The sequence below is a fragment of the Streptomyces sp. RKND-216 genome (assembly GCF_004795255.1).
Taxonomy (GTDB): domain Bacteria; phylum Actinomycetota; class Actinomycetes; order Streptomycetales; family Streptomycetaceae; genus Streptomyces; species Streptomyces hazeniae.
In genome coordinates, this window is the sequence record NZ_SSBQ01000002.1 from 3,654,350 (window position 1) to 3,675,039 (window position 20,690).

General features: G+C 71.8%; 19 protein-coding genes and 1 tRNA gene. 14 read left to right on the forward strand and 6 right to left on the reverse strand.

All coding sequences use genetic code 11. The features are described from left to right. The first annotated feature begins 113 nt into the window (after positions 1–113). The 7 genes from eno (at position 114) to E4198_RS16355 (ending at position 8,232) form a co-directional block, all read left to right on the forward strand. The gene (gene eno / locus E4198_RS16325) at positions 114–1,394 is read left to right on the forward strand and encodes a phosphopyruvate hydratase (protein WP_136183809.1); all 1,281 of its coding nucleotides are present in this window, start codon (positions 114–116) and stop codon (positions 1,392–1,394) included. Between the two features lie 167 nt (positions 1,395–1,561). Then, positions 1,562–2,089, forward strand: coding sequence for a septum formation initiator family protein (locus E4198_RS16330; RefSeq protein WP_136183810.1), 528 nt, complete (start codon positions 1,562–1,564; stop codon positions 2,087–2,089). 139 nt (positions 2,090–2,228) lie between these two features. Then, positions 2,229–2,795, forward strand: a complete 567-nt coding sequence (locus tag E4198_RS16335; RefSeq protein ID WP_136185426.1) for a DUF501 domain-containing protein — start codon at positions 2,229–2,231, stop codon at positions 2,793–2,795. Next, complete coding sequence (locus E4198_RS16340; RefSeq protein WP_136183811.1) at positions 2,792–3,733, forward strand: Ppx/GppA phosphatase family protein; 942 nt, start codon at positions 2,792–2,794, stop codon at positions 3,731–3,733. Before E4198_RS16335 ends, E4198_RS16340 begins: the two co-directional genes overlap by 4 nt. A gap of 309 nt (positions 3,734–4,042) precedes the next feature. Beyond that, positions 4,043–4,816, forward strand: a complete 774-nt coding sequence (locus E4198_RS16345; protein WP_136183812.1) for an endonuclease/exonuclease/phosphatase family protein — start codon at positions 4,043–4,045, stop codon at positions 4,814–4,816. Between the two features lie 529 nt (positions 4,817–5,345). Beyond that, entirely contained in the window at positions 5,346–6,743 is a 1,398-nt protein-coding gene (locus E4198_RS16350) for an NAD(P)/FAD-dependent oxidoreductase (protein ID WP_136183813.1), read from the forward strand. A 172-nt stretch (positions 6,744–6,915) separates the two neighbouring features. Beyond that, positions 6,916–8,232, forward strand: a complete 1,317-nt coding sequence (locus E4198_RS16355; protein ID WP_136183814.1) for a cyclopropane-fatty-acyl-phospholipid synthase family protein — start codon at positions 6,916–6,918, stop codon at positions 8,230–8,232. A 96-nt stretch (positions 8,233–8,328) separates the two neighbouring features. On the opposite strand, the gene E4198_RS16360 is transcribed toward E4198_RS16355, so the two are convergent. Both E4198_RS16360 and E4198_RS16365 read right to left on the reverse strand, forming a co-directional pair. After that, on the reverse strand, positions 8,329–10,866 hold the full coding sequence (locus E4198_RS16360; RefSeq protein WP_136183815.1) for an ABC transporter permease: 2,538 nt from the start codon (positions 10,864–10,866) through the stop codon (positions 8,329–8,331). Positions 10,867–10,991: 125 nt separating this feature from the next. After that, positions 10,992–11,771, reverse strand: a complete 780-nt coding sequence (locus E4198_RS16365) for an ABC transporter ATP-binding protein (RefSeq protein ID WP_247597714.1) — start codon at positions 11,769–11,771, stop codon at positions 10,992–10,994. Between the two features lie 428 nt (positions 11,772–12,199). Between E4198_RS16365 and E4198_RS16370 the strand changes: the two genes are divergently transcribed. From E4198_RS16370 to E4198_RS16390, 5 genes are all read left to right on the forward strand, one after another. Then, positions 12,200–12,285 (forward strand) — tRNA-Leu (locus tag E4198_RS16370). A gap of 524 nt (positions 12,286–12,809) precedes the next feature. After that, positions 12,810–13,379, forward strand: a complete 570-nt coding sequence (locus tag E4198_RS16375; RefSeq protein WP_136183817.1) for a hypothetical protein — start codon at positions 12,810–12,812, stop codon at positions 13,377–13,379. Between the two features lie 153 nt (positions 13,380–13,532). Continuing rightward, positions 13,533–14,042, forward strand: coding sequence for a M23 family metallopeptidase (locus tag E4198_RS16380; protein ID WP_136183818.1), 510 nt, complete (start codon positions 13,533–13,535; stop codon positions 14,040–14,042). A gap of 211 nt (positions 14,043–14,253) precedes the next feature. Next, a complete protein-coding gene (locus E4198_RS16385) occupies positions 14,254–14,751 on the forward strand; it encodes a hypothetical protein (RefSeq protein ID WP_136183819.1) in 498 nt (165 codons plus the stop codon). An 83-nt stretch (positions 14,752–14,834) separates the two neighbouring features. Continuing rightward, positions 14,835–15,305 carry a hypothetical protein gene (locus E4198_RS16390; RefSeq protein ID WP_136183820.1) on the forward strand — a complete coding sequence of 157 codons (471 nt, stop codon included), beginning with the start codon at positions 14,835–14,837 and terminating at the stop codon, positions 15,303–15,305. Between the two features lie 20 nt (positions 15,306–15,325). Here the strand turns inward: E4198_RS16390 and E4198_RS16395 are convergent, their stop codons facing one another. Next, on the reverse strand, positions 15,326–16,090 hold the full coding sequence (locus E4198_RS16395) for a GvpL/GvpF family gas vesicle protein (RefSeq protein WP_136183821.1): 765 nt from the start codon (positions 16,088–16,090) through the stop codon (positions 15,326–15,328). Positions 16,091–16,330: 240 nt separating this feature from the next. On the opposite strand from E4198_RS16395, the gene E4198_RS16400 reads away from it, so the two are divergent. Next, on the forward strand, positions 16,331–17,200 hold the full coding sequence (locus tag E4198_RS16400; protein WP_136183822.1) for a Bax inhibitor-1/YccA family protein: 870 nt from the start codon (positions 16,331–16,333) through the stop codon (positions 17,198–17,200). Between the two features lie 111 nt (positions 17,201–17,311). Here E4198_RS16400 and E4198_RS16405 read toward each other — a convergent pair whose 3' ends face one another. Then, positions 17,312–17,539: a DUF4287 domain-containing protein gene (locus tag E4198_RS16405; RefSeq protein ID WP_027764025.1), complete on the reverse strand. Its 228-nt coding sequence runs from the start codon at positions 17,537–17,539 to the stop codon at positions 17,312–17,314. Between the two features lie 130 nt (positions 17,540–17,669). Between E4198_RS16405 and E4198_RS16410 the strand changes: the two genes are divergently transcribed. After that, complete coding sequence (locus E4198_RS16410; protein ID WP_168711453.1) at positions 17,670–17,984, forward strand: hypothetical protein; 315 nt, start codon at positions 17,670–17,672, stop codon at positions 17,982–17,984. A gap of 19 nt (positions 17,985–18,003) precedes the next feature. Here the strand turns inward: E4198_RS16410 and E4198_RS16415 are convergent, their stop codons facing one another. Beyond that, positions 18,004–19,047: a hypothetical protein gene (locus tag E4198_RS16415; RefSeq protein WP_136183823.1), complete on the reverse strand. Its 1,044-nt coding sequence runs from the start codon at positions 19,045–19,047 to the stop codon at positions 18,004–18,006. Positions 19,048–19,369: 322 nt separating this feature from the next. Next, the gene (locus E4198_RS16420) at positions 19,370–20,590 is read right to left on the reverse strand and encodes an acetyl-CoA C-acetyltransferase (protein ID WP_136183824.1); all 1,221 of its coding nucleotides are present in this window, start codon (positions 20,588–20,590) and stop codon (positions 19,370–19,372) included. Positions 20,591–20,690 lie beyond the last annotated feature (100 nt).

Here is a 20,690-nt window from a genome sequence, read left to right on the forward strand (position 1 = left end):
TATGGCTCGGTTCCGTAACGGAGTGTTTTCTTTACCACCGGAACAAACGACCCGGGAGGCCCGTGCGGTTAGGCTGCGGGGGCAGGAACCAGACACACACGAAGGAGACCCACGTGCCGTCCATCGACGTCGTAGTGGCCCGCGAGATCCTCGATTCGCGAGGCAACCCCACGGTCGAGGTCGAGGTCGGCCTCGACGACGGCAGCACCGGCCGTGCTGCGGTCCCGTCCGGCGCCTCCACCGGAGCTTTCGAGGCCCTGGAGCTGCGCGACGGCGACACCGGCCGCTACGGCGGCAAGGGCGTCGAGAAGGCCGTCCTCGCCGTCATCGAGCAGATCGGCCCGGAGCTGGTCGGCTACGACGCCACCGAGCAGCGCCTGATCGACCAGGCGATGTTCGACCTGGACGCCACCGCGGACAAGTCCTCGCTGGGCGCCAACGCCATCCTCGGCGTCTCCCTCGCCGTCGCGCACGCCGCCTCCGAGGCCTCCGACCTGCCGCTGTTCCGCTACCTTGGCGGCCCGAACGCGCACCAGCTCCCGGTGCCGATGATGAACATCCTCAACGGCGGCTCGCACGCCGACTCCAACGTGGACGTCCAGGAGTTCATGATCGCGCCGGTCGGCGCCGAGTCGTTCTCCGAGGCCGTCCGCTGGGGCGCCGAGGTGTACCACGCGCTGAAGTCCGTGCTGAAGGAGCGCGGCCTGAACACCGGCCTGGGCGACGAGGGTGGCTTCGCGCCGAATCTCGGCTCCAACCGCGAGGCGCTCGACCTCATCGTCGAGGCGATCCAGAAGGCCGGCTACACCCCCGGCCAGGACATCGCCCTCGCCCTGGACGTCGCCGCCTCCGAGTTCTACAAGGACGGCTCCTACGTCTTCGAGGGCGAGAACCGCACCGCCGACCAGATGGCCGCGTACTACGAGGAGATCGTCGACGCGTACCCGATGGTCTCCATCGAGGACCCGCTGTACGAGGACGACTGGGCCGGCTGGACGACGCTGACCGCCAAGCTCGGAGACAAGGTGCAGCTCGTGGGCGACGACCTGTTCGTCACCAACCCCGAGCGCCTCTCCCGCGGCATCGAGGAGAAGGCCGCCAACGCCCTGCTGGTGAAGGTGAACCAGATCGGCTCGCTCACCGAGACCCTGGACGCCGTCGAACTGGCCCAGCGCAACGGCTTCAAGTGCATGATGTCCCACCGCTCCGGCGAGACCGAGGACGTCACCATCGCGGACCTGGCCGTCGCGGTGAACTGCGGCCAGATCAAGGCCGGCGCCCCCGCCCGTTCCGACCGCGTCGCCAAGTACAACCAGCTGCTGCGCATCGAGGAGATCCTCGACGACGCCGCCGTGTACGCGGGCCGTTCGGCGTTCCCGCGGTTCAAGGGCTGAGACCGGAGCCGGCCCGCGGCGCCGCAACGTGCCGACCGGGCGAAACCGGTGCCACCCGCGACGCGCTCCGCGCCCGTCCCCGCCATCGTTCCCGTACGGTGGCGGGGACGGGCGCGTGTGCGGCACGCGCGCCGAGGAGACCGTGACGTCCGACGCCGGGGAGGAACGTGCCTGCGGACCGCTTCTCGACCACCGCGAGACTCCGGGCACTCGGCTCCCAGGCCGCGGAGCGCGTCTACCGGGCCCAGAGCCGCCGCGTACGCGCCCCGCGCCGCAGCCGCCTCACCGGCCGTGCGGCCCTGCTCGCCCTCGTCCTGTGCTCGCTGGTCGTGGCCCTCGCCTATCCGCTGCGGCAGTACATCGCCCAGCAGTCCGAGATCGACGAGCTGCGCCAGGAGGCCGAACGGCGCCAGGAGCGCGTGGAGGACCTGCGGCGGCTCAAGGCGCGCTGGCAGGACCCCGCGTTCGTCGAGCAGCGCGCACGCGAGCGGCTGCACATGCTGCGCCCCGGCGAGACCGGCTACCTGACGGAGCGCGGCGCCGAGGACGAACGGCGCCCGCAGGGCGACGCCTCCGACCGGCCCTGGTACCGCAACCTGTGGGAGGGCCTCGACGCAGCCGACCGTGGCGACGCAGCCGACCGTGACGACGCCCGACGGGGCGCCGCCGGCCCGAACGAGGCCGGCTCCCGGTAGGGGCCCCGCCGCCCCGACCGGCCCGTAAGCTCTCCCGCGTACCCCGCCGTCGCGGGCGCGGCCGACCGGACCGCCGCGCCGCGTGACGGCACGGAACGTCCGCACACCCGACACCGGCAGCGAAGAGAACACCCCCGAGATGGACACCCCTCCGCCCCAGACCGATTCCACGCCCCCCACCGACGCGGACGTCGCCGCGTTCCGGGAACAGCTCGGCCGCCCTCCGCGCGGCCTGCGCGCCATCGCGCACCGCTGCCCGTGCGGCCTGCCCGACGTCGTCGAGACCGCGCCGCGGCTGGAGGACGGCACGCCGTTCCCGACCACGTACTACCTGACCTGCCCCCGTGCGGCCTCGGCGATCGGCACGCTGGAGGCCGACGGCGTGATGAAGGAGATGACGGCCCGCCTCCAGGAGGACGAGGAGCTGGCCGCCGCCTACCGGGCCGCGCACGAGGACTACCTGGCGCGGCGGGACGCCGTCGAGGTGCTGGAGGGCTTCCCCAGCGCGGGCGGCATGCCGGACCGGGTGAAATGCCTGCACGTGCTCGTCGCGCACTCCCTCGCCGCCGGGCCGGGGGTGAACCCGCTGGGCGACGAGGCCCTCGCCATGCTGCCGGAGTGGTGGCGCAAGGGCCCGTGTGTCGCGCTGTGCGGCCAAGAACCGGCGGACGGCGGGGCGGACGACCGAGAGAAGGGCGCCCGATGACGCGCGTCGCGGCCGTGGACTGCGGCACCAACTCGATCCGGCTGCTGGTCGCCGACCTGCACCCGGAGACCGGCGAGCTGAAGGAACTGGACCGCCGGATGGAGATCGTGCGGCTCGGTCAGGGCGTGGACCGCACGGGGCGGCTGGCGCCGGAGGCGCTGGAACGCACCTTCGCCGCCTGCCGCGACTACGCCGACCGGGTCCGCGCGCTGGGCGCCGAGCGGGTGCGGTTCGTGGCCACGTCCGCTTCCCGGGACGCGGAGAACCGGGACGACTTCGTGCGCGGCGTGGTGGACCTCCTCGGCGTGGAGCCCGAGGTGATCAGCGGCGAGCAGGAGGCGGAGTTCTCCTTCACCGGCGCCACCCGCGAGCTGGCCGGCTCCGCGCACCCGGGCCCGTACCTCGTGGTGGACATCGGCGGGGGCTCCACCGAGTTCGTGCTCGGCGACGACCGGGTGCGCGCCTCCCGCTCCGTGGACGTCGGCTGCGTCCGGCTCACCGAGCGGCACGGGCTGCGCGGCCCCGCCACCGCCGACCAGGTCGCCGCCGTCCGTGCGGACGTCGACGCCGCGCTGGACCTGGCCGCGGACGTCGTGCCGCTGGACGAGGCGCGCACGCTCGTCGGGCTGGCCGGGACGGTCACCACCGTCGCGGGCATGGTGCTGGAACTCGACGCGTACGACTCCGCCGCAATCCATCACGCACGGGTGACGCGTAGTCAGGTCGATGGCGTCACGGCCTGGTTGCTGGCCGCGACGCACGACGAGCGGGCCGCGGTCCCGGTGATGCATCCGGGGCGGGTGGACGTGATCGCGGCCGGGGCGCTGGTGCTGCGCACGGTCATGGAGCGGACGGGTGCCGAGGAGGTCGTCGTCAGCGAGCACGACATCCTCGACGGCATCGCGCACAGCTGCGCCGCACCCGATCGACGGCCCTGACCGGCGGTGCTCGCCGGAGCAGCGCCTTCGGCGGTCATCGCCGGGGGCGCTGCTCCGCTTTCCCGGAACGGCCCGGGGTGTCGGCCTCCGGCGTCGGACACCGCTCGTCGTGAACGCGGACTGCCCGGGTTTGTAGGCCAGTTGTATGTCCGGCCGGTACTTGTGGTCGGTCAGCGTGCAGGGGTGACCACGTATCGGCCGTGCGCCGCTCACCGGGAGGCAGCGATGCGCCGGCCGACGCGTTGCCCGTGGCTCGGGTGATGAGCAGAGTGTCGCCCGCACAGACCGTTCAGCAGCGAGGAGTTACCCGTGAAACAGCGCAGGAAGACGCTGGTCGCCTCGGTGGCGATCCCGATGGCTTCCCTGGTCGCCCTCTCCGCCGTGTCCGCCCACGCCGCACCGTCCCAGGAGGCCGGCGCGTCGTCCGGGACGAAGGCCGCCGTCACTCTCACGGTCGGCACGCACAACGTGCTGCGCGGCAACGCCGAGTACAAGCCGTTCGCCGACGTCATCGGCTGGCAGGAGGTGAACGACCCCCAGGACCGGGAGCGGCTGAAGAACAAACTCGGCGCGTACCGTCACTTCCTGCCGGACAAGAAGCCGGCGCGAGCGGTGCCGATCTCCTGGCGCAAGGACACGTTCAAGTTCGTCAAGGGCCACGCCAAGCTGACGCACAAGGGCGAGGCCAAGGTGACGCCGAACCGCTACGTCGTCTGGGCCGTCCTGAAGCACCGGAAGACGGGCAAGCGGCTGATCGCGATGAACACGCACTTCATCTCCGGCGCCTGGCACAAGCACCCGAACCGCCAGGCGCGCTGGCTGCAGCACGCGGAGAAGCTCCGCACGTCGGTCAGGAACCTGCACCAGAAGCACCCCAATCTTCCGATCTTCGTGGTCGGTGACTTCAACCGGCACAAGGCGCTGAAGCTGCCGGCCAACGTCGACTACATCCGCGTCGAGGGTGTGAAGGGCGTGCCGATCGACCAGGCGTACGCCACCGGTTCGGTGCGCAACTCCAAGGTGAAGCGCCTCCCGAAGTCCGGTTCCGACCACCACGCGTACCGCTTCACCGCGACCTTCTGACCGTTTCCCGGGGCTGTTCGTGACGTGACCCGACAACGGCCCACGCCGGGGGAGCGCCCGGCTGGGCCGTCCGTCGCGTCGTCGCGTCGTCGCGTCGTGGCCCGGAGTCCGGAGCCCGTCGGAGCGTGGCCGCGCCCTGGTGAGCGGCCTGCGGAGGTCTTCGCGGGCCGTGTGGAGACCGGGCGCGACGAACTTCGTGAACTTCTTCACAAGGAAAAGTCCCCGATCGCCCGCGCCACGGCGATGTGAAGGCCGGATAAGCGCCCGCACGACGCCGCAGGGCGCTCCGCGGGCCCGCCCGGCGCCCGTGCGGGGCGGCCGCGGAGAGCGCCTGGTGACGTCACCGGTCCACTCGTGACATCTCCGTCACCGCAGCTCACGGCGGTGATGGAGGGGGCGTGAGGCCCGGCGGTACACCTCTCGTGCGCGTGCCCGGCGAGCGTGGGCCGCGCATAGTAACAGAAGTGCCCGGGGTGCTTGTGAAGGCCCTCACGAGCACCCCCCTCACGGGTGCTGGATACTCGATGGCATGAGCACCACGGAGCGTCCTCGAATCCTCGTAGTAGGTGGCGGGTACGTCGGCTTGTACGCGGCTCGCCGCATCCTCAAGAAGATGCGGTACGGCGAGGCCACCGTCACCGTCGTCGACCCCCGGTCGTACATGACCTACCAGCCCTTCCTCCCCGAAGCGGCCGCCGGGTCCATCTCCCCGCGCCACGTCGTGGTCCCGCTGCGGCGCGTGCTGCCCAAGGCGGAGGTGCTGACCGGTCGCGTCACCACCATCGACCAGGACCGCAAGGTCGCCACCGTCTCCCCGCTGGTCGGCGAGGCGTACGAGCTGCCCTTCGACTACCTGGTCGTCGCCCTCGGCGCCGTCTCCCGCACCTTCCCGATCCCCGGCCTGGCCGAGAACGGCATCGGCATGAAGGGTGTCGAGGAGGCCATCGGCCTGCGCAACCATGTGCTGGAGCAGCTCGACAAGGCCGACTCCACCCAGGACGAGGACGTTCGCCGCCGGGCACTCACCTTCGTCTTCGTCGGCGGCGGCTTCGCCGGTGCGGAGACCATCGGCGAGGTCGAGGACATGGCCCGCGACGCCGCCGGCTACTACCCGAACGTCAAGCGCGAGGACATGCGCTTCGTGCTCGTCGACGTTGCCGACAAGATCCTCCCCGAGGTCGGGCCCAAGCTCGGCGAGTGGGGCAAGGAGCACCTTCAGGACCGCGGTGTCGAGGTCTACCTCAAGACCTCCATGGAGTCCTGCATCGACGGCCACGTGGTGCTCTCCAACGGCCTCGAGGTCGACTCCAACACCATCGTGTGGACCGCGGGCGTCAAGCCGAACCCGGCCCTGAAGCGCTTCGGTCTGCCGCTCGGTCCCCGCGGCCACGTCGACACCCGCCCCTCCCTCCAGGTGCAGGGCACCGACTACATCTGGGCCGCCGGCGACAACGCCCAGATCCCCGACCTGGCCGCCGGCGAGGGCGCGTGGTGCCCGCCGAACGCCCAGCACGCGCTGCGGCAGGCCAAGGTGCTCGGCGACAACGTCATCTCCGGGATGCGCGGCTTCCCGCAGAGCGACTACAAGCACGCCAACAAGGGCGCCGTCGCGGGCCTCGGCCTGCACAAGGGTGTCGCCATGGTCGTCCTGGGCAAGCTGCGCATCAGGCTGCGCGGCCGCCTCGCCTGGTACATGCACCGCGGCTACCACGGCCTGGCCGTGCCGACCTGGAACCGCAAGATCCGGGTCTTCGCCGACTGGACGCTCGGCATGTTCCTCAAGCGCGAGGTCGTCTCGCTGGGCGCGATGGAGAAGCCGCGCGAGGAGTTCTACGAGGCCGCCGCGCCGGTCACCGCCGCCGCGTCCGCCAAGGCCGAGACCGCAGTCAAGGCCGAGGCCGCCAAGGAGAAGGCCAACGCCGGCTGACCTCGCCACCATCCGTACGCCGAAGGGGCGTGAGCCATCCGTGGGGCTCACGCCCCTTCGGCGTACCGCGTGCCGGTGATTCCCGGAAACGGTAGGCATACCGGACGACTCCGGTGTGTTATGGGAGGAGTCGTCGCTCTCGAGTCGTCGCTTCTCCCCTCGGAGGTGTGCCATGGCCGGTGCCGCACCGCGGCTGCACGCACTCGCCGGAAGAGTCCTCGGAACTCCGCTCCCGGTGCGTCTTCGCGCCTGGGACGGCAGCGAGGCCGGTCCGCCCGGGGCGCCCGCCCTGGTGATCCGTCACCGCCGAGCATTGCGCAGGCTGCTGTGGCGGCCCGGTGAAATCGGCCTGGCCCGCGCCTGGGTGGCCGGCGAGATCGATGTCGACGGCGACCTGTACGCGCTGCTCGACCTGATCGCCGGCTTCCTCTGGGAGAGGGGCGACTCCGGCGCAAGCGACGAGGGCGCCTCCCGCCGGGGCCTGCTCGCCCTCGCGCGGGACCCCGCCGTACGGACCGCCGCCCGCGAACTGGTCGCGCTGGCCGGTCCGTGGCCCGCGCCGCCGCCCCCGCCGGAGGAGGCCCGCCGCCGCGGCGGCCTGCGGCACACCCGCCGCCGCGACCGCGCGGCCGTCAGCCACCACTACGACGTCGGCAACGACTTCTACGCGCTGGTGCTCGGCCCGTCGATGGTCTATTCGTGCGCCTACTGGGAGCCCGGCGGGACCCTCGAAGGCGCCCAGCGGGCCAAGCTCGACCTGATCTGCCGCAAGCTCGGCCTGCGCCCCGGGATGCGCCTCCTCGACGTCGGCTGCGGCTGGGGCTCGCTGGCCCTGCACGCCGCCCGCGCATACGGCGTGGACGTCGTCGGCGTCACCCTCTCCCGCGAGCAGGCCGGTTACGCGCGGAAGCGGATCGCCGAGGAGGGCCTGACCGACCGCGTCGAGATCCGTGTGCAGGACTACCGCGAGATCCCCGACGGCCCCTACGACGCCATCGCCTCGGTCGGCATGGCCGAGCACGTCGGCGCGGAGCGCTACCGCGAGTACGCCGAGGTGCTGCACCGGTTGCTGCCGCCCGGCGGGCGGCTGCTCAACCACCAGATCGCGCGGCGCCCGGTCGCGGACGAGGCGGCGTACGCCGTGGACGACTTCATCGACGCATACGTCTTCCCCGACGGGGAGCTCGCGCCGCTCGGCCGCACGGTGGCGCTGCTGGAGGAGGCGGGCCTGGAGGTGCGTGACGTCGACGTGCTGCGGGAGCACTACGCGCTGACACTGCGCGCATGGGTGCGGAACCTGGAGCGCGGCTGGGCGGACGCCGTGCGGCTCGTGTCGCCGGGGCGGGCGCGTGTGTGGCGCCTCTACATGGCCGCGTCGGCGCTGGCCTTCGAGCGCAACCGCATCGGCGTCAACCAGGTGCTGGCCGTCCGGACCACGCCTGACGGGGACTCCCGCCTTCCCCTCCGCCCCCGCCTCTGGGGCGGCTGACGCCTTCCCGGCGCGGGAAGGCGCGCGGAGTACCGCTCCGCGCACCGCGGGGCGGCACCCCCGGAAGGGCGCCGCCCCGCCGTCGGGGAAGGGGGGTCATTCGGTCTTGATGGCCGCCAGCATGTTGAGCCGCGCGGCGCGCCGCGCGGGCCACAGCGCCGCCAGGACCCCGACCAGCGCCGCCAGCCCCAGGAACACGGCCAGCCGGTCCCAGGGCAGTACCAGCGCGTACGTCGTCAGGCCCGCCGCGGCGATCAGCTCGCCGACGGCCCAGCCGAGGAAGACGCCGAGGCCGATGCCCAGCACCCCGCCGAACAGCGAGATCACCAGCGACTCCAGCCGCACCATCCGCTTCACGCCGCGCCGGTCGAGGCCGATCGCGCGCAGCATGCCGATCTCCTGCCCGCGTTCGAAGACCGACATCGCCAGGGTGTTCACGACGCCCAGCACGGCCACGACGACGGCCATGGCCAGCAGACCGTAGAGGATGTTCAGCAGCAGGCTGATCATCTTCGCGATGTCCTCGGAGATGTCCTGCTGGTCCTGGACGAGGACGGCCGGGTTGTTCCCGAGGGCCTTCTCCAGTGCGTCCTTCACCTGGGCGCTCGCGCCGTCCTGGGTCTTCACCATCACCTGCATGTCCGTCACCTTGGCCATGTGCGGGGTGAGGGTGCCGGTGTCCAGCATGATGCCGCGGACGAGCTGGTTGCTCTCGTACAGGCCGCTGACGGTGAGCGTGCCCCGCTTGCCGTCGGCGTAGGTGACACGGAAGTCGGAGCCGATCTTCCAGTCGTGCTGCCGCGCGGTGGTGGTGTCGACGACGACCTTGTCCCCGTCGGCGACGCCGGCCCAGGAGCCCTGCGTGAAGTCGAGCGTCAGCAGCTGGCCGATGGACGCGCCGTCGACGCCGGTCAGGTACTCGGTCTCGCCGTCGATACGGGAGGCGGAGTTGCGCAGCGGCGAGCTGGCCTCGACCGCGTCCAGCGCGGAGAGCTTCTTCTCCACGTCGGGGGAGAGGGGCGAGAAGTTCGCCATGGAGACCTGGTAGTCGGCCTTGAGGGAGTCGGCGGCCATCTTCCCGATGGCCTGCTGCACGCCGCCGGCGACGACGGTCAGTCCGGTGATCAGCGTCAGGCCGATCATCAGCGCGGACGCGGTGGCGGCGGTCCGGCGCGGGTTGCGCACCGCGTTCTGCCGGGCGAGCCTGCCGCTCACCTTGAACAGCCGCAGCACCGGCGCGGCGGCGGCGATCAGCGGGCGGGACAGCAGCGGCGTCAGCACGAAGACGCCGACCAGCAGGAGTGCCGCGCCCGCGCCCATCGGGAGCTTGCCGTCGTCCATGCCCGTCGCGTACAGCACCAGCGCGGCGCCCCCGCCGGCGAGCAGCGCGCCGAGGGTGTTGCGCAGCACCAGCGAACGCGTGGTGGCCGGGGCATGCACGCTGCCCATGGCGGCGACCGGCGGGATCTTCGCCGCACGCCGCGCGGGCAGCCAGGCGGCGAGCACGGTGACGAGGACGCCGACCACCAGGGCTGCGGCGCCGGTCGTCGGAGTGACGACCAGCGGACCGTCGGGCATCGCGCCGAGCCGGCCGACGAGGGCCCGCAGGCCGACCGCGATGCCGACCCCCGCACCGAGCCCGGCGACGGCCGCGACCAGGCCCACGCTGACGGCCTCGATCAGCACCGAACGGGTCACCTGGCGGCGGCTGGCACCGACCGCGCGCAGCAGCGCAAGCTCGCGGGTGCGCTGGGCGACGAGCATGGTGAAGGTGTTGGCGATGATGAAGACGCCGACGAAGAGGGAGATGCCGGCGAAGGCGAGCATGGTGGTCTGCATGCCCGACATCTGCTCTTCGATCATCTTCGACTGCTCGTCGGCGAGCTTCTGCCCGGTGACGGCCTCGGCCCGCTCGGGCAGGATGCCGGCGGCCTGCTTCTTCAGCTGCTGCTGCGAGGTCCCGGCGGCGGCCTCGAGCTGGATCTCGGTGTACTCGCCGGGCTTCGCGAACAGTTGCTGCGCGGTGGCGTTGTCGAAGAGCACCAGGGTGCCGCCTGCGGCGACGTTGCCGTCGTCGGTGGTGAAGACGCCGACGACCTTCTCCTCGCGCACCGGGCCGCTCACGGACATCCGGGCGGTGTCGCCGACCCGGTAGCCGGTGCGTTCGGCGGTGCGGGCGTCGAGGGCGATCTCGCCGCGCTGCTGCGGAGCCCGGCCGTCACGCATCGGGTAGCGCGGGTCCGCGCCGTCCGGTCCGCCGTAGTAGTTCGCGCCGCGGGTGCCCCAGCCGTCCCCGACCAGGTCGCCCTTCTTGTCGGCGACTGCGGTGAAGCCGGAGACGACGCCGGTCGCCGACGCGGCACCGGGCAGCTTCTCCGCCTCGTCCAGGGTCTGCTGGGTGAGGTTCGGGGGCGGGCCGGGCGCCGCGTCCTCCGCGTCTTTGCCGTCGCCGGGCTCGACGGCCACGTCGACGTGGCCGTAGCCCTTCTCGGAACTCTTCTGGAACGCCTCGGAGACGGTGGACGTGAAGACCAGAGTGCCGGAGACGAAGGCCACGCCGAGCATGACGGCGAGCACGGTCATCAGCAGCCGGCCCTTGTGCGCGAGCACGTTGCGCAGGGCTGTTCGGAGCATGTGTGAAGTCCTGGGTGAGCGTCCCGCGGCGGGCGCAGGACGGAGGCTGTGGGGTCTCGGGTGGGCTCGCCGCCGGCCGGACGCGGTCCGGTGAACGGCCTGAGGGGTGTCAGGCACCCCCTGGCTCACGCGCGGGGGTCGAGGGACTTCATGCGGTCCAGCACCGAGTCGGCGGTGGGGCCGGTGATGTCGTCGACGATGCGGCCGTCGGCGAGGAAGACGACGCGGTCGGCGTACGCCGCGGCGACCGGGTCGTGGGTGACCATGACGACGGTCCGGCCCAGCTCGCGCACGGAGTTGCGCAGGAAGCCGAGGACCTCCGCGCCGGAGCGGGAGTCCAGGTTGCCGGTCGGTTCGTCACCGAAGATGATCTCCGGCTTGGAGGCCAGCGCGCGGGCGACGGCGACGCGCTGCTGCTGGCCGCCGGAGAGCTGGTTGGGCCGGTGCTTGAGCCGGTCGGCGAGGCCGACGGTGTCCACCACGCGGTCCAGCCACTGCCGGTCGGGCCGGGTGCCGGCGATGTCCATCGGAAGGGTGATGTTCTCCATCGCGTTCAGCGTCGGGAGCAGGTTGAACGCCTGGAAGATGAAGCCGACGCGGTCCCGGCGCAGTTGGGTGAGCTTCTTGTCCTTGAGCGTGGTGAGTTCGGTGTCGCCGATGCGGGCGCTGCCGCTGGTGACGGAGTCGAGCCCGGCCATGCAGTGCATCAGGGTCGACTTGCCGGAGCCGGAGGGGCCCATGATCGCGGTGAACTGCGCCTGCCGGAACTCGACGGAGACGCTGTCCAGGGCAACCACCTTGGTCTCGCCCTGTCCGTAGACCTTGGACAGGTCCGTGGCACGGGCGGCGGCGACGCCGGTGTGCGCGGTGGCGGCGGCGGGGGCGCCGGTGAAGGTGGTGGTCACGAGGCTGAGCTCCTGTCGGGGTGGACTACCGGATGACGTGTCCATCGTCCCGGCCTTCCGCGACGCCGGGATCCGTCCGGGAACCGGTTTCCGGGGGAGCCTTGGGAGGTACGTCCGGGAGGCCCGCTCCTACCTGGGGAGGACGGCGCCCCTGAGACGCGGTCCGGTGCGGGCGCCTTCCCCGCGGTTGTGCAGACCGGACGGTTTGCGTCAATTCCGGCCCTCTTCCCCTGCCGCGAGGCAGAGCGGGGAACGCCCTCCGACCTGCTCTGACGTGTCGTCAGGTAGCCTTAAAATAAGACAACTTCGAGGACTCGATCCCCAGCTCGGGCGCGGTCCTGGATAGTCTCTCTCCGTACCCCGCGTGGGCCGTCGCTCACGCTCCGGCGTTGTGCCAGCTCCGTGCGGGGTGCGGGCGTGGAGCCAGTGCCCGGATGGTGGAATGCAGACACGACGAGCTTAAACCTCGTTGGCCCTCAGGGCCGTGCCGGTTCGAGCCCGGCTCCGGGCACCACCCCCTTTCCCTGCCGCCACGCCCCGCGCCCTCGACGAGGCCCCGTTCCGGTCGTTCCGTCCCGCCGTTCGGTGCGTTCGGCGTAAGGGTGTCGGCCGCTGCGTGGAGCCGGGGCGGAATGCAGGACGTGCACGCGCGTGAAAGCAACGTCGTGTCACTTTGTGGCGTCCCTTTCCTGTGCGCAATCCGGAGAGCGACGTTTGCGCGCACAAAGCGCCAGTGGTGCCACCACTGAAACGGTCGCGGTCCGTTGGTGATCCGCTGTGGTGCGGTGGTGCTCACCCCGGGCAAAAGCGCGCCCCATCAGGCTTGTTCGCGCCCTTCGCGTGCGTCGAGGCCGGTTTCCGCGCACCTGTTGACGGCCCATTGGCAGGCTTGTACGTTCCCTTTTCGAAATTGCTTGCCCACGGTTTGCGTTCCCCCCACAGTCACCTCGGCCGTGAGCAGCAGGTGTGCACGCCTTTTCCACGGGACTGCTCGTTCTACGCGCGTTCCCGACCCCCCACATGGAAGGCCACAACCTCATGACACGCTTCGCGAAGAGCGGCAGAGGCCGCCTCCTCTCCCGCAGCGCCGTCGGCCTCGCCGCCGGCGTCCTGGTCCTCACCGGCTTCTCCGCCACCGCCTCGGCCGCGGGCTCGGACGTCCCCCCGGCGCCGCGCGCCGGTGACACACGGGCGAACGCCGAGATCCTCGACGCGGCCTGCACCGTTCCCCCCACTCACGACCCGGCGATCATCAACATCGTCCATGACATCGCCACCCAGCGGGCCGTGACCCCGAAGGTCATGCTCGCCGCCTTCGAGGCGGGCTGGGTCGAGTCGCACATGCACAACCTCAACTGCGGCGACCGTGACTCGCTGGGTGTCTTCCAGCAGCGCCCGAGCCAGGGCTGGGGAACCCCCGAGCAGTGCATGGACCCGGTCCACGCCACGAACGCGTTCCTGGACCAGGCCATACCCAACGACGCGAACAACCCGGGCTACACCGCCGGTCAGCTCGCCCAGAGCGTCCAGCGCTCCGCGTACCCCGAGCGCTACGACCAGGCCGAGGGCATCGCCCATCAGCTGATCGCCGAGGCTGCGGCCACCTGACCGGCGAGCGCCGCCGCGGGCGCCGGGGTCCTCTCCTCACGGGGAGGGCCGCGGCTCCCCGCGCCGCGCCTCGTCGTGTGCACGATCTTCCGCCGTCCCGGCGCCGCGCGCACGGGACGGCGCACCCCCCACGATCTTGCCGGAGGAGAGCACATGCCCCTGTTTCCCCGCGGAATCCGAACCGCCCGCAGCACGGCAGCCGTGGCGCTGGCCGGTGGCGCACTGCTGACCGCGCTCACCGCCACACCGGCGGTCGCACAGCCCCACGGCCCGGCCTTCACCGGCGCCTGCCCCGCCGCCGGCGTCATCAGCCAGGACTACCACAGCGGTCATGACGGCCTCGACATCGCCAACAGCCGCGGTACGCCCCTCTACGCGGCGGACGCCGGTACCGTGACGCACTCCGGCACGGCCAGCGGCTACGGCCAGTGGATCCGCATTCGCCACGCGGACGGCTCGGTGACCGAATACGGCCACATGTACGAGCGCTTCGTCGCCGTCGGCGACACGGTCACCTCCGGCCAGCGGATCGCCTCCATGGGCAGCGAGGGTCAGTCCACCGGGCCGCACCTCCACTTCGAGGTGCACATCGACGGCGGCTTCGGGTTCGGCGACAACCCGCACGACTACATGGCCGCCCGGGGAGTCGGCTTCCCCTGTTAGGAGCCTGACGCTCCCGTCCGCGGGGCGGCGCCAGGCACGCACGGCGCCGCCCCGCGTCCCGCCGCGTTACGGCCCACCGCAGTGGCTTCGGCACGTCGCCGCGCGCCGCCGGGCGGTGAGGACCGGCCGCGCCGGGAGCCCGGGCACACACAGCGGCACACTGAGCACGCGTACTCATGTGCCGACGTGGATGCCGCGGTGGACTGGGGACATGACGACGATCCGTGACGCAGCGCCCGCCACCGCAGCCGAGGACGCCTCGTCCCCCGACGACTCTTCGTCCGTCGAGCCCACCACGTCCCCCGACGCCGGCTCGTCCGACGCGCCCGTTCCGCCCGGCGAGGTCGGCGGAGCGGCGCAGGTGGCCCGAAACCCGCAGTCGCGCGGCGACGCCCTCCTCGGCCGCGTCCTCGCCACCGTGGTGACGTTCCCGCTGGCCTACATCTGCTTCATCGTCCTGGCGATCGCCTCGATGGGCTGCGCCTCGTGCGGCGATGCGGAGGCCGCCCGTTTCCACGACTCCCTCGAACTCGCCCACGCCGTCTACCAGTGGGGACTGCTGCTGCCCGCCGCCCTGCTCGTCGCCTCATGGCTCCTCCCGCCCCGCCGCCGGTCCGCCGGCCTGCGCCCGGCCCTCGCCGCCCTGGCCCCCGTCCTGGTCGTCCTCCTCATGCTCGCGGCCCTCTCCCTCGTCGGGGCGGCGAGCTGAAGCACCGTGCGTCCGGGGCGAGTCCGCGGCCGGGTAAAGGGGAAAGCTGTGTACGGGGCGTCGGTCCGAAGCCGGGAGGCGGCATGGCGGTGCTGGTCTGCTCGTTGTACGTGCACGGGAACGGTCAGATGATCGAGCCGGGTGGGTACCGGCTGGTGCGCTTTCCCTACGGAAGCCGGGAGTCGTACGACCGGCACGGGATGCACCAGACCCAACAGCCCGACGGCGACGGGTCCACATATCCGGACGAGCGGTCAGGGCTGATCTGGCCCGCGGCCGACGGCTGGGGCGACCTGGTCGCGAACATCCACTGGGAGGCCGGTGACTACACCGAGCTGCGGGACCGCTTCGTGCGCGACCCGCTCGGCCTGGCGGGCGGGGAGGACTCGACCGGCACCGATCACCGGCGGCCGTCGCCCGGGATGCAGTGCTTCACCAAGACCCACGCGATCTTCGTGCATCCCGACACCCCGCTGGGCCTGAAGGTGGCGCACAACGACGACCGGCCCCGGCGCCTGCTCCACGCGCAGTTCAAGCTCGCGATCCACGTCTGAGCGGTGGGCCCCTCCCCGGTTCAGCCGGTCCGGGTCGCGGTACGGGAGGCGGGGGCGGGCGCCTCCCGCGTGACGAAGCTGTAGCAGGGCAGCGGGCCGCTGACCCGGAGCACCACGGCGTCCCGGTGCCGGGCCGCCAGGCGTTCGGCGACGGCACGGAACGCGTCCTGTCGTCTGGCGTCGACGAGGAAAGAGGTGCTGCGCACGGAGTCGGGCGCCGCCGGCCCCTCGGCCGACGCCACGGCCAGCGCCGCCAGGTCGTCCATCACCTCGCGGGCCGCGTGCCGCGCCCGGCGGCCCAGGCCGGCCGCCACCGTCTCGCCCAGCCGGATGCTCGCCACGTAGCCGGGGTCCCGGTGCAGCTCGTCCCGCAGCCTCCGCACCTGCGGGTCCTCGCGCATCAGCGCTTCCAGGCCGTCATCGGACACGGCCGCCTTGACGTTCAGTTCGAGCCGGCCGGCCACGCGCTCCAACGACTCCAGATGCCACGGCTCGGCGGCGGCGAGTCGTTCGCGGACCGTCTGCTCGTCCGGGGCGACGCTGCCGAAACCCATCGGCAGCACCGGTCGCCCGCCGGACGCGAGGGCCAGCAGCAGGTCCCAGTGGGCCGGCAGATCACGGCGCCGGGCGCGGAGCCCGGCGGGCGCGTCGCTGACGACGGCGGCGGTCGACCGTGCGGTGACGAGCCGCAACTCCCCGGGTGGCGCGCCCACACCGCACAGTGCGGCCGGCAGGCGGCGGCCGGGACGCACCACGCCGTACAGGTAGAGGCCCGTCCCGTCCACGGTTCAGCCCTCCCGCGTGCGTCGACGTTCACGCTGCACTGCTGCCACGGGCACCATTGTGGGAACGCGGGGGCTTGGCCCGCGCCTTCTGCTGGACCATGCGGGTCAACGGAAAGGTCACTCGCGGTCTCGGAACAATCACGGCCCTTTCGCTCGTTCTCACCGCTGCACTAGCGTGCTGTTTTTGCCCAGGCATTACTCTGGAGGCAAGGCCGCGCCGTGCGGTCATGGAGGAGTGAGATGAGGAGCAGCAACCCGGTCTTCTCGCGACGGGGACTCAGCCGAGACGGCGGTGCCGCCACCGGTTTCGCCGGCCAGCAGCAGGCCGGGAACCCGTACGCGGCCGGTCCGGCGGCGAACAACCCGTACGCGACCAACCCCTACGCGCAGCAGACCGCTGCGCCGGGACAGCCCCACCCGCAGGGTGCCCCGCCGGCCGCGCCGGCGCAGACCGGCCGGATGACGATCGACGACGTCGTCGCCCGTACCGGCATCACCCTGGGCACGGTCATCGTCACGGCCGCCGCCGCGTGGATCCTGAACGTCAGCCTCGGCGTCGCCATCGCCGCGGCGCTGATCGCGATGGTCCTGGCCTTCGTGCAGATCTTCAAGCGCAAGGCCTCGCCCGCGCTGATCCTGGGCTACGCGGCCTTCGAGGGCGTGTTCCTGGGCGCGATCAGCAACTACCTCAACAGCTATGTCGGCAACGGCGTGGCGATGCAGGCGGTGCTCGGCACCATGGCGGTCTTCGCCGCGGTGCTGTTCATGTACAAGCAGCGGATCATCCGTGTGACCCGGCGCTTCTACAAGTTCGTGATGGCGGCCGCGATCGGCTTCATCCTGCTGATGGGCGTCAACCTGCTGTTCGCCGTGTTCGCGGGCGGTGACGGCCTCGGGTTCCGCTCCGGCGGTCTCGGCATCCTGTTCGGCGTGCTCGGCGTCGTGCTCGGCGCCGCCTTCCTCGCTCTGGACTTCAAGCAGGTCGAGGACGGCATCGCCTACGGCGCGCCGCGCGAGGAGTCGTGGCTGGCCGCGTTCGGTCTGACCCTGACCCTGGTCTGGATCTACCTGGAGTTCCTGCGGCTCCTGTCCATCCTCAACAGCGACTGACCCGGCGGCCCACGGCGGCCGGAGCAGACGTGGGAAGGGCCCGCGAGGCGAACGCCTCGCGGGCCCTTCCGTCTGTCCGTTCCGGGTTCGGTGCCCTTCCGGAGGGCGTGGTCACAGGTGGCGCGCGGCGCGCCTCAGGTCGTACTCGTGGACGATCGCCTTGGCGTAGCCGTAGGTGAGGTTATGCTCCCCGCGGAGCCAGCTCACCTTTTCCTCGAAGCGGAAGAGGGACGGCCCTTCGTCGACGGTGCGGATCCACTCGGAGATCTCGCGACCGGTGCACTGCGGAATGCGGGAGAGCAGGTTCTGATGGGTCTCGGCGGAGAAGGTCTGGGACATCGGCGCCTCCGGATGCTGCCGCTTGGAGTCCTTCCCGCCACGGTGCCTGAGTGCGGGGGTATTGGCAACCGTCCCGCTCCGTGGATCGGGGGCGCACGGTTGCTCGGCCGGTGACGCGTAAGGTGGCGGCGTGCTGGATGCGACGCCCTTGACCGACGAGGTGGACCTTCTCGCGGACCGGCTGCGGGCGATGCCGCAGAGTGCGCTGCTGCGCGGCGCGGCAGCCGAGGCGCATGGTCTGGCCGCGGAGTTGGCGCGTCGCGCCCAGCTGCTGGAGTTCCCGGGCCGGGACCCGCGGCCGCTGCCGGAGGCGGGCCCGTTCGCGGCGGGCGACCAGCTCTCCGTCGCCGGGCACGACCTGGCGGTGGCGCTGGCCGACTCCGGTACGCGGGAGCAGCTCACTGAGGTGCTCCGGCTGGTCACCGAGGTCGGAGCGAAGCTGTGACCGGAGCGGCGCGTCCCGGCTACAGCGAGGCGATGACCCGGTCGGCGAGCAGGTAGATCCGGTCGTCGCCGATCTCGAACGTCAGCGAGTAGGCGCCGGAGACGCTGGAGCCGCCCAGCAGCAGCGGGGTGAGACCCGCGTCCAGCGCGTCGGCGAGCTGCTCGGCCGTCTCCCGGTGCCCGGGGGACATGCAGACGGTGGTGCCGTCCTCGAACGCGTAGATGTCCAGGGTGCCGAGCGGGCCGGGCCGCACGTCCAGCAGCGGCGTTCGGGCGTCGGCGAGCTCGGTCAGGCGGCGCACGGTCCGCTCGTGCTCGGCGAGCGTCGGCGTGCCGGCAGCGGGGACCGGGGAGGGGCCGACGGGCTCGCCGGAGAGGGTGAAGTCCGGGTGCGAGGGGTGGCGCCGGCGGGCGGCCGCCAGTTCGGCGTCGTCGGCGCCCGCGTCGTCGGTGTCCGCGGTGAACGGGTACGGGTCGTCGTACGCGCCGAGGTCCGTGAGGCCCGGGTAGTCGTCCAGGGCACCGGTGAGAGCGGCGCCGAAGGGGCTCTCTCGGTCGTCGGTGAGGTCGTCGGTGAGGCCGTCGCCCGGTTCTGCCTGGCGGGGCACGAACAGGTCCCCGTCGCGGTCCTTGAGGCCCTCGGAGCCGTCGAGGCGCCCGTCGAGCAGGGCCTCCAGCAAGGCGCGGTCCGCTTCCGGGGAGACCTCGTACTCGGTGCCGTGCCCGGCGAGGAGCGACGCCTCGCCGTCCCGGGTCTCCTGCGCGGCCCAGAAGGCGCGCGCCTCGGCCAGTTCCCGCTCGCGTTCCTCGGCGAGCGCCTGGGCCACCGCGGTGCGGATCTCTTCGACCGGAGCGGGGCGGGCCGCGGGCACCGACAGGGCGGACATGGCAGACATGGCCGCCGTGGCGGTGTCTGCGGTGGCGCGGGCCGCGACCGCCGTGTCCAGGCGGCCGCCCAGGTCGGCGAGTTCGCGGTGCAGACCGCGCAGCAGGAGGAGGGCGGCGCCGCCCAGCGCGATGGCCAGGCCCGCGGCCGCCAGCAGGATGAGGGATATGGCGCTCACTGAGGTACTCCCGGTTCCGTTTCGGTCTCCCGAATTCCTACCGCAGTTTCTCGGTAAGACTTGCACGACCGTAGTGCAAAGCGCCATCAATGGGACAGATGGAAATGCACGGCGGTCCGGGATCTACGTTCGTGACCAGGAAGAACGCAGCGCCCCCAGGGGATATATCACATCCTGAGGGCGCTTCGAACTCGTCGGGACGGAGAAAGTGAGGCGGGCAACAATTCCGATCTGTTCGATTGCATTTCCCTGCCGAAAGTGACCGGCAGGTGACGCTCGGCTCAAATTCTCGCTCGTTCGGCCGGTGTGATCGGGAAAGCGCTCAGCTGAGCCGTTCCAGCACCATCGCCATGCCCTGACCGCCGCCGACGCACATGGTCTCCAGGCCGAACTGCTTGTCGTGCCACTGGAGGGAGTTGAGGAGCGTGCCGGTGATGCGGGCGCCCGTCATGCCGAAGGGGTGGCCGACGGCGATGGCGCCGCCGTTGACATTCAGCCGGGCCAGGTCGATGCCGAGGTCCTGGTAGGACGGGATGACCTGCGCGGCGAACGCCTCGTTGATCTCGACCAGGTCGATGTCGCCGATCGTCATCCCGGCCCTCGCGAGGGCCTGCTTCGACGCCTCCACGGGGCCGAGGCCCATGATCTCCGGCGACAGCCCGGACACGCCCGTCGACACGACGCGGGCCAGCGGCGTGACGCCCAGCTCCCGGGCCTTGGTGTCCGACATGATCACCAGGGCGGCGGCGCCGTCGTTGAGCGCGCAGCAGTTTCCGGCGGTGACCCGGCCGTCGGGCCGGAACACCGGCTTCAGCCCTTCGACGCCCTCCAGTGTCACGCCCGCGCGCGGTCCGTCGTCCTTCGCCACGACGGTGCCGTCCGGCAGCGTGACGGGAGTGATCTCGCGCTCCCAGAAGCCGTCGGCGAGGGCCTTTTCCGCGAGGTTCTGCGAGCGCACTCCGAACTCGTCCATCTCGCGCCGCGAGACGCCCTTGTGCCGGGCGAGGTTCTCGGCGGTCTGGCCCATCGCGACGTAGATGTCGGGGACCTTCCCGTCCTCGCGCGGGTCGGTCCACGTCTCGGCGCCGTTCTCCGCCCGGTCCGCCGTACGGGCCTCCGCGTCCGCGAACAGCGGGTTGTGGGTGCCGGGCATGCCGTCCGACGAACCGTTCGCGAACCGCGACACGGTCTCGACGCCGGCCGACACGAACACGTCGCCCTCGCCGGCCTTGATGGCGTGCATCGCCATCCGGGTCGTCTGCAGCGAGGACGAGCAGTAGCGGGTGACGGTGCAGCCCGGAAGGTGGTCCATGCCGAGTTGTACGGCCACCACGCGGCCCAGGTTGTGGCCCTGCTCGCCGCCGGGGAGACCGCAGCCGAGCATCAGGTCGTCGATCTGCCTCGGGTCCAGCTGTGGAACCTTCGCCAGGGCGGCCTTGACGATGTCCGCGGTCAGGTCGTCCGGGCGCACGTCCTTCAGCGAGCCCTTGACGGCACGGCCGATCGGCGAACGGGCGGCGGAGACGATCACGGCTTCGGGCATCACGGGCTCCCTCGGGGCGGCGTGGACGGGCGGGTCTGTCACGTGAAGCTACCCGCACGTAGGGGGCGGGTCACGGCTCCCACGGTGTGACGCGGACCTC